The following is a 9,419-nucleotide window of genomic DNA, read 5'->3' as shown; positions in this document are numbered from 1 at the left end:
GACAACATACCCATGTACCCGTCCGAACGGGCAAGTTCATAGGTGTAGTTTAATCCCGCATTGACAGAATGGTATTTCCCGAACCGATATTTATATTCTGCCTCATTGATCCAGGAAAAAGAATTGTTATCAGCCTGAGGATTTACAAGGTCAGGGTCGCTGTAAAGCACTTTATTTCTGATGAGACCCTGCTTTACATTTAGCATTCCGCTCTGAGTGTACTGTTTAAAATTGACCGAAGCCAGAATGTTGATATCTTTTTGGTTGGTTACATTCGGACGACGGCTACTCATAAGTGTCTGAAGGTCTTTGTCGTAATCCTGATACCAGAATCCTGTTGTAAGAAATGATTTTTCGGAGATGCGCCACTGATTTTCCTGAAGAATGCCATATTGTGCCATACCGGCATTGGTTTGCGTCTCCTCTGGATGGCCCATCCGGGAGGTATTGGTAAAAGTAAAATCATTATCAGCTTTTTGTCCAAATACCGAAAGTTTTGAAGCAAAACCGGAGGTTCCGGTTTTCAGGTCTGCACTTACCGAGCCAAAACCGAAACTACCCGTGGCAACCGATGCGCCTACCGAATTTTCTTTTTGCATCAGATCATCGCCCGATAAATGTATTACTCCACTTATTGCACCACTACCAAACAAAGTGCCTGAGCCTCCATGCTGAACCTCAACATTATTAAAAAAACGAACAGGCATAACGGAAAGATTTACTCCTCCGCTCATTGGACTTTGGATATTGAGCCCATTCCACAAAACCGCTGTCTGAGACGAACCTCCACCTCTGATGCTGACAGAAGCGAGTCCTCCCGGACCGTAGGTTTTCAGAGATATGCCGGATGTATTGGCAAGTAAAGAAGAGAGGGATTCATTCCGATGCAATTTTACCAAACCGGAATCGGGACCTGACACTGTAGCTCCCACCGCATAGTCGTGCAATCGCTGGGAAGTTACCCGAACTTCTTTCAGCTTTACCGGATCTTCCTGGAAAAAATCCTGCGCCAAAACATTGGTTGCCGAAGCCAGCAACGCACAAAAAATAAAAAACCTAAGAGACATAGTTACAAATGATTAAATAAATTTTTAATCATTCGGAACATCCGGTATTAGTGAAAATAGAACAAGAAAAATCGTTCATATCTTCGCTTTTCCACCCGAAAGCTACGAATTAAATTATCTGGCAGGTCTTCTGGCTTGCTCTGGTTTGAATCGCCTTCCCGGAATCGGCATCAATTATCAGTTATCAATAATCAATTAAACATTGATTATTGGCCATTGATAATTGGTCATTGTAAAATTTCCAGTGGCAAAAGTGTTATTCAAACCATACAAAGAGCTTACAGCTGCGGGGACAGCTCCGGATTTTAACCGGATTCCCTATTAATCGTTCTCCTGAAACAGGAAAAACGAACCAGTGTTGTTGTCGGCAAATTTAAAGGAAAAATATCAAAAACAAAATTTCATTCTTCATTTTGCCAGGACCAAGCCATGAAGAAAACAAAGGAGTTGTATTGGCAGATTTCTGCAATGTGGTTGGCATCCAGAAAATTATGCGCAACCACGGAGCGATGACAAAACGGTAGCAAAAAACCATTCAATTCAATAACCAACATCTGCGGAACTGCAAAATGTATCAGTTAAATATCTATGACCTTATCGGCAAAAAAAACAATTAATTCTACTTTTCTAAAAATACAAAACATGTTTCAATATCAATAATTTCGGCATTCTAAAAGGGTTTATTTGCAATCATATTTTGTTTTCAACCCCTTAATGGTAAATGTCTGAATTGTTTATGGTGATTTCTTTCGGGCTGTAAGTCCGACTTAATTCAGCCCAACGTATCACGTTGGGAAATTAAGGACATTAGAATTGTCGCCCTGTAAGGGCAGTTAATTGAATAAAAATATTGAGTTAAGTTGGGCTTTCAGCCCCCATGAAAAAAATAAAGAGTGACGATGGTGATAAAATCCGTAATCAGAACCATTATTTTAAATCACCATTGTATGCGAAAAGATTTTTTCTGAAAGAGTTTCGACGCTATGCAATTATTTTTTCTGTTGATGGGCACGATAAAGAAAAACCCCCAAAGAAGCCAGCCCAAAGACAACTCCCCCCAATGTTCCCCATGATGGGTCTAGAGAGAAGCCACCGGTTTTTACGGGGGCCACCAACAGGTAAGAAACACAAACCGCTGTCATAAAGGCAGCCGGAAGAGAGAGCATCCAGTGCTTTTTTTGTTCTTTAACCAAATACATGGCTCCTGCCCACAAAACCACGACGGCAAGCACCTGATTTGACAATCCCAGATACTTCCAAATAGTTGCAAACTCCAGTTGGGACAAGACAAATCCAACTGCAAACAGTGGCAAGCTAACTGCCAGCCGTTTGTAGATAGAAGACTGATCCAGTTGAAAAACATCCGCAATGGTGAGCCGGGCGCTACGAAACGCAGTATCTCCGGTGGTTATGGGGCAAGCAATTACTCCCACTATGGCAAAAACAGCACCAACGGCACCCAGCCATGAACGGCTGATTTCATTCACTACCCAGGCCGGATTGTATCCATCTGTCAATATGGTTTTGTTCAGGTCGTCAGCGGTACCGAAGAAATTCATAGCAGCGGTGGCCCAAATAATCGCCACAATTCCCTCGGCAATCATAGCTCCATAAAAAACAAATCGTCCCTTGCTTTCTTTTTTAATGCAGCGGGCCATCATCGGTGCCTGCGTGGAGTGAAATCCGCTTAAAGCACCACATGAAATGACAATAAACATCATGGGGAAGAGTAAATTTTCAGTCGGGTTGTGGTGCCAGTTACGAAAACTGCCAAATTGCAGCTCCTGAATAATCAGTTCACCTGTACTTCCGTAATAAATCATCGCCCCCGCGATTGCAACAGCCATAATCAGCAAAGCAGCTCCAAACACAGGATAAATGCGACCTATAATTTTATTAACCGGCAGAAGTGTGGCAATCATATAGTAAGCAAAAATTACATAAAGCCATATTTGCAATCCGCCATCAGTGAGCGTGGCCAACAACCCTGCAGGCCCCGAAACAAATGCACTCCCACAAAAATCAACAACAGCAATGAAAAAACACGCATAAAGTTCTGAAATCCGGGTCCAAGATATTTTCCAACAATTTCAGGAATGCTGGCACCGTTGCTCCTGACGGAAAGCATACCCGAGAAATAATCGTGTACCGCACCCATAAAAATGCATCCCAGCACTATCCACAAATATGCCATGGGGCCATACATAGCTCCCAAAATAGCTCCAAAGATGGGTCCCAAACCTGCTATATTCAAAAACTCAATGGTAAAAACCTTCCAGGTAGGCATAGGAACATAATCCACCCCATTATTTTCCTGAATTGCAGGTGTAGGTCGATCATCCGAGGCTCCGAAAAAACGTTCAACAAACTTTCCGTAGAAAAAAAAACCCAAGATAAGGGCTGCGATAGAAGAGATAAAAGTAATCATTGTTCAATCAGGATTTTGCCACCTCAAAGAAACAAATTCTTTCGCTGTTGACCGAGAAAAATAATGAAATTGATCTTCCGGGAAGGCGGAAATAACATTTCAGGACTGACCGCAAAGAGGTGCAGACCTGTGAAATTAATAAAATACATCTCTCTTAATCCCACGTAGAACTCACTAAAAATGGGGAGGAAACTTTACATACCATACCAAATCCGCCCTTTTACCCAAAACATTGCTTACCCTCCGCAAACACTTATTTGCCAACACTCAATAGCCAAATTACAGAAAGAAAAACTTTCCTTTTCCGGGATTCCGGCTTTAGGATCCCGTATATCAATAAATGGCAATTTGTTGGGATTGCCGGCCATTTATGGATCCGATAGTTTTGTAACGTCAATTCCTGTTCACGGATTGTAGAAAACCTGCCTATTAATCACCAGGGATTTATCAATTCAATATTTTTTCGTTACAAAACATAAACCTTACTACGCATGAGAAAACTATTTATCCTATCAGTTTTATTACTTTGTTTTGGATCCATCTACGCCCAGCACGGTTCCATCACCGGGAATGTACTAATGCCCCAAGATGAGCATGCCCCGGTTAGCATTGGAATCGTAGGGACGGACAAAGGAACGATCACCAACTCGCAAGGAGAATATAACATAACAAGCATCCAGCCAGGAAATTACACGTTAAAGGCATCTTATGTTGGATTTGAATCACAAATTATAAAAATATCGGTAAAAACCGGACAGGTAACGCAGGTACCCCCCATTCACATGCATAAAGCCGACAGGGAAATTGCCGAAGTCCGGGTTGTGGGTGAACGTCAAACAAATTATACCGCGGAAAACACCTCTTCGTCTCTCCGCTATCAAACCCCGTTGTTGAAAATGAGTCAAAATGTGCAGATCATCAATAAGGAAGTTTTGGCCGACCAGCAGCTCACCAATATGCTTGAAAACGTAACCCGAAACACCAGCGGGGCGCAGATGATTGAACACTGGGGAACATTTGCCAGAATAAACATGCGTGGATTTAAGCTACCTGCCTTTCGAAACGGGATGAACGTTGATTTACCCTGGGGGCCACTCACGGAAGATATGTCCATTGTTGACAGAATAGAATTCGTAAAAGGGCCGGCAGGTTTTATGTTGTCATCGGGCGAGCCCGGAGGATTTTACAATGTGGTAACAAAAACGCCTGACAAGGATGCAGACAGGGAAGTATCCATAATGGCCGGTTCATTCAACACCAAGCGGGCCACCGTGGACCTTGGAGGTCCCATTGATGAAAATCAGCAATTGAGTTACCGACTCAATCTTATGGGCTCGGTTCAGAATTCGCACCGCAATTTTGAATACAATAACCGTTACACCATCAATCCATCCATCAAATATGACATCAGTGAAAAGACCAGCCTTACGGCCCGGTACATCTACCAACACTCTACGCTTTCGGTGGTGGGCGCAGCTTATGTATTTGCGGCCGATGACATGGGAATCTTACCACGAAATTTCACTTTGGCAGAGCCCAACATCGACCCCACAAAAATGCAGGAACACAATGCTTTTGTTACGCTGAATCATCAATTCAACAATCGCTGGAAACTGACCGCCCAACTGGGGTACTTAGACTATAAATTAAAAGGAAGTTCTTTGTGGGCCGATTCGGTTTCCAATGACGGGCTGATTTACCGCTCTCTTTCCATCTGGGATGCCATAAGCACAGCGAAATCGGGACAGATATACGTCAGTGGAGAAGAACAAACCGGGCCTGTTAAACACCGTATACTGACAGGGATCGACATGAGCGACAAGACTTATTATGCAGATTGGTTTCAGAGTGGCCCCCTGGCCGGGGCAAACAACCCGCTGGACAGCAACAACCCGGTGCACTATGTCCACACTTCCCAGTTTCCGGAATTTGACCGCTCTCTGAGCATTCGCCAGAGAGCCTACAATGGCACCTATCCGGCCGCTCAAATAGCAGGTTCATCAGCATTCTATTTTCAGGATGAACTGGGTTTCTTTGAGGATCGGCTGAGACTGACACTGGCTGGGCGCTACACGCATTTTATTTCTTCCATCTATGGTGCCGACACCGACGATGATGTTTTCACCCCCCGGACAGGAATCAGCTTTTCTATTGATGACAATACCTCCATCTATGGGCTTTTCGACCAGTCTTTCCTGCCCGAATCGGGAACGGACAAGGAAGGTAATGCATTTAACCCCGTAGAAGCCAAAGACCTGGAAGCAGGAATCAAGCGCAAATGGGCCAATGGAAAATGGAACTCCTCCATCACCATCTATCAGATCACCAAAAAAAACGTGCTGACCACCGATCCGGAAGATGTGAATTATCAGATTCAATTGGGAGAAGCACAATCCAAAGGCTTTGAGTTTGATATTCAGGGACAAATCTTCAGAGGCTTAAATCTGATTCTCAACTATGCCAATACTGAGGTGAAAATTACAGAAGACACCAATCCCGAAAATGTGGGTAATCGCTTGGCCGGACATGCAAAACACATCAGTAACGGCTGGCTAAAATACACTTTCAGAAACTCTACGCTAAATGGATTAGGAGTGGCACTTGGTTATCAATACCAGGCTGATCGCTCTTCCTGGAACTGGGGCGCCGACAATCAGGCCGTTCTTCCCGATTATTTACGACTAGACGGGGCACTGTCATGGCAATCGAATGGTTTTTCTGTCAGACTGAATATCAACAACCTGCTGGATGAGTACCTCTATTCCGGAAGCGGATACCAAAGCTTCTACTACTGGCAAACCGAACCAGGCATCAACTACCGTCTGGGCGTGAGTTACAGATTTTGATTCAGTACAACAAAACACAAAAGCTCAGGATATATCCATCTTTCCGTTCACATGGAGGGATGGATTTCCCGGTTTTAAAACCTGACATCATCAAAGATCCTTATCATGGTAAAAAAAATAATTTTTCAGCTACATCTATGGCTGGGGCTTCTGTCCGGAATTATCGTTTTTATTGTTTCGATTACCGGCTGCCTGTATGTTTTTCATGAAGAAATCACCACCTGGCTCAGAGAAGATGCCATCTATGCCGATAAAAATACCGGCATCGAACGCCTCCCGCAGGAGAAACTACTGGAGGCAGCCCAGGAAGCTTTCCCAACAGGTGAAACTACCAGCTGGTTTAACGTTTACAACAATCCGGACAAAAACCAGGTGTTCTTCAGTTACAAAAACAACCCCGAAGGAATCACCTATTTCACCAATATCGAATTCTACAATACTGTTTTCGTTAATCCATATTCCGGACAGGTAGAAGGGGTTTACAACGAAAAAAACGATTTCTTCAATGTGGTCAAATTTCTCCACTGGAGCCTGTTGTTTAAAACATCTATCGGGCAACCAATTGTGGGATGGGCTACCCTCATTTTTGTGGTGCTTCTAATCACTGGTCTGGTTTTGTGGTGGCCCAAAAGCTTCAAAAGTGTCCGAAACCTGTTTCGAATCAAGTGGAAAAAGTCCACTGGGATTTACAAAAAATTCTATGACCTGCACAATGTTTTGGGTTTTTGGGGACTTGCAGGATTACTGATTATCTCCCTTACAGGGATGATCTGGGCATTTGGCTGGTTTCAGGGCCTTGTATATGTGGCAGCATCCGGTACAACTAAACCACCCGAACGGCTTAGTGCTGAATCCGGTCTCCACGCCCGGCAAATTGAGCAACCCCTCACCAAAGCCTTTCACGAATCGCTCAATCTTCATGGAGATGCCGCAGCATTCAGGTTTACGCTTCCCCGAGACAGTGCAGGAATAATCAATGTTTTTGTGCAACAAAAAGAAGGATTGTATTTTCAATCTCATCAACTGCAGTTTGACCGTTTTTCCGGAGAACTCCTCGCCAAAAGAGGTCATGAAGATAAAAATACCGGAGAAAAACTGATTGCTGCCAATTACGACATTCATACCGGAGCCATCTTAGGAATACCCGGTAAGATACTGGCATTTATTCTGAGTCTGATCGCAGCCTCTTTACCGGTAACCGGATTTATGATGTGGTATAAAAGGACAAGAAAGCGCCAAAAATCCTTGTTCTGAGATTCTGTTGTCACCTGAAATTATATAGTACCAGCAAAAAAACTAAAGTTTTTTAATCTTTGATAAGAAAGCGCCAAATACAAGGCTTTCGAAGTTTTTGAATCCAAGGAATTTACTTTTTGTAAATGACTGATTCCAAAACGAGAATAACGTAGTCGTTGGGATTTTCTTGCAAAGACAATATAAAACCTTATACGATGATCAAGACCAATATATCGAGTATATTCAAAATGGGGCGAAAAATCACTCCGGCTGATGTAACCATTCTCTATGGCAGTAAGTCTGGCAATGCCAGGTTTATTGCCGAAGAAACGGCACGATACCTGAAAAGCCAGGACACAACAATTGACCTGCAAAACATGAAAGGGTTCTCCCCCGGGAAGCTGGCCACAATCAGCAACCTTTTCATTGTAGTCAGCACCCATGGGGAAGGCGAGCCACCTCCGTCAGCTGTACCTTTCTACGAGCAACTATTCACTTCTGATATCTCCCTCCAGCATCTTTCCTATTCGATATGTGCCCTGGGCGATTCCGACTACGAGTTTTTCTGCCAGGCCGGCAAGAACATCGAGCAAAAACTGAATGCTCTGGGTGCACAACCACTCATTGAAAGAGCTGACTGTGATACCGATTTCAGAGATACCGCCCTCAACTGGATTCAAACAAGCTATAACCATTTCCTTAAGAAAAGTAAACCCTCTAAGAGACCAAATAAGCCCACTCAACAGTCAACCGCCCTTCCAGCCAGGAAGAGCCGTGGTTTGCATACGGGAATCATCGAAAGCAGACACCGACTGAACCCGCATTCAAAGGATAAGATTTTCCACATTGTGTTGACTACCTCTCCCGAACACGTAACGTACTATCCGGGCGACTGTATTTCAATGGTTCCAATGAATCCCGGAATAATGGTGGATGAATTACTGCATCTTTCTCACTGTCAAAGGAATCAAACAATAAATTACCAAGGAAACAATGAGAGACTGGACGATTTGCTGCTATCAAGGCTGGAAATCACCTCTTTATCAGGTAGGACAATCACCAAATATTACGAGGTTACACGCAACCAGGATCTTGCATCGATTCTAAAAAAAGAAGAGAGGCTGAAGGATTATATTCAAAACAACAACCTGCTTAATCTGATAATTGATTTTCCGGGAAAGTTATGTCCTGATGAATTGGTTGCTGTTGCCGGAAAGATAAAACCACGCTATTATTCCATCGCCTCAAGTCAGCTGGTTACTCCTGAACAAATCCATCTTACAGTAAAGCAAATCAGTTATCAAACGCAAAACAAAATCTATTACGGAGCCTGTTCATCTCACCTGAGTCAATTTCTAAAAACCAGGTCGGAGATTCAGTTCAGAGTAATCCCCAATGAAAATTTCAGACTCCCCAAAGATCCGGGGCGACCCATCATCATGATTTCTTCAGGAACCGGAATTGCCCCTTTCATAGGCTTTTTGCAACAACGAAACCTTAAATCAGCTTCTCAAAACTGGCTCATTTTTGGGGAGAAAAACCAACAATCCGATTTTCTCTACAAAGAATACCTCACAAAACTGAAAAACACAGGAATACTTACTCACCTGGATCTTGCTTTCTCCAGAGACCAAAATCAGAAAGTTTATGTTCAGTATAAAATCAAAGAAAAAGCTTCAGATATCAGATCCTGGCTAAATCAGGGAGCTGTAATTTATGCTTGCGGATCGGTAAAAATGGGAAAAGGTGTAAGAACAGCATTAGATCAGTTGGCTGAGAACAATGTAGGTTCCTCATTCACCAATAGCCTGGTAGAGCGAGGGCAGTATTTTGAGGATTTGT

Annotated in this window: 6 protein-coding genes and 1 riboswitch; of the genes, 3 read left to right on the top strand and 3 right to left on the bottom strand. The window is 43.3% G+C overall.

The genetic code is table 11. The features are described 5' to 3' along the window. The 3 genes from QZZ43_RS02845 to QZZ43_RS02835 form a co-directional block, all read right to left on the bottom strand. On the bottom strand, positions 1–1,067 hold a 1,067-nt coding region (locus QZZ43_RS02845), incomplete at its 3' end, for a TonB-dependent receptor (RefSeq protein WP_291856056.1). A gap of 102 nt (positions 1,068–1,169) precedes the next feature. After that, positions 1,170–1,439, bottom strand: a riboswitch (cobalamin riboswitch). Positions 1,440–2,056: 617 nt separating this feature from the next. Further along, positions 2,057–3,025: a carbon starvation CstA 5TM domain-containing protein gene (locus QZZ43_RS02840; RefSeq protein WP_367221192.1), complete on the bottom strand. Its 969-nt coding sequence runs from the start codon at positions 3,023–3,025 to the stop codon at positions 2,057–2,059. Continuing rightward, entirely contained in the window at positions 3,004–3,495 is a 492-nt protein-coding gene (locus tag QZZ43_RS02835; protein WP_291856052.1) for a carbon starvation CstA family protein, read from the bottom strand. The genes QZZ43_RS02840 and QZZ43_RS02835 overlap by 22 nt, the downstream gene beginning before the upstream one ends. A gap of 491 nt (positions 3,496–3,986) precedes the next feature. On the opposite strand from QZZ43_RS02835, the gene QZZ43_RS02830 reads away from it, so the two are divergent. From QZZ43_RS02830 to QZZ43_RS02820, 3 genes are all read left to right on the top strand, one after another. Next, the gene (locus tag QZZ43_RS02830; RefSeq protein WP_291856050.1) at positions 3,987–6,341 is read left to right on the top strand and encodes a TonB-dependent receptor; all 2,355 of its coding nucleotides are present in this window, start codon (positions 3,987–3,989) and stop codon (positions 6,339–6,341) included. 105 nt (positions 6,342–6,446) lie between these two features. After that, positions 6,447–7,595, top strand: coding sequence for a PepSY domain-containing protein (locus QZZ43_RS02825; protein WP_291856048.1), 1,149 nt, complete (start codon positions 6,447–6,449; stop codon positions 7,593–7,595). A 197-nt stretch (positions 7,596–7,792) separates the two neighbouring features. Next, the coding region (locus tag QZZ43_RS02820; protein WP_291856045.1) for a flavodoxin domain-containing protein at positions 7,793–9,419 on the top strand (1,627 nt) is incomplete at its 3' end.

Origin of the sequence: Marinilabilia sp., from assembly GCF_016278715.1 — a bacterium.
Taxonomy (GTDB): domain Bacteria; phylum Bacteroidota; class Bacteroidia; order Bacteroidales; family Marinilabiliaceae; genus Marinilabilia.
Note: the sequence above shows the minus strand (reverse complement) of the source record. Positions and strands in the feature narration are given on the sequence as shown.

Bases quoted from the DNA above. Each gene is read 5' to 3' on its own strand.
- QZZ43_RS02825 (WP_291856048.1), top strand. From the start codon at position 6,447: ATGGTAAAAAAAATAATTTTTCAGCTACATCTATGGCTGGGGCTTCTG.
- QZZ43_RS02835 (WP_291856052.1), bottom strand. From the start codon at position 3,495: ATGATTACTTTTATCTCTTCTATCGCAGCCCTTATCTTGGGTTTTTTT.
- QZZ43_RS02830 (WP_291856050.1), top strand. From the start codon at position 3,987: ATGAGAAAACTATTTATCCTATCAGTTTTATTACTTTGTTTTGGATCC.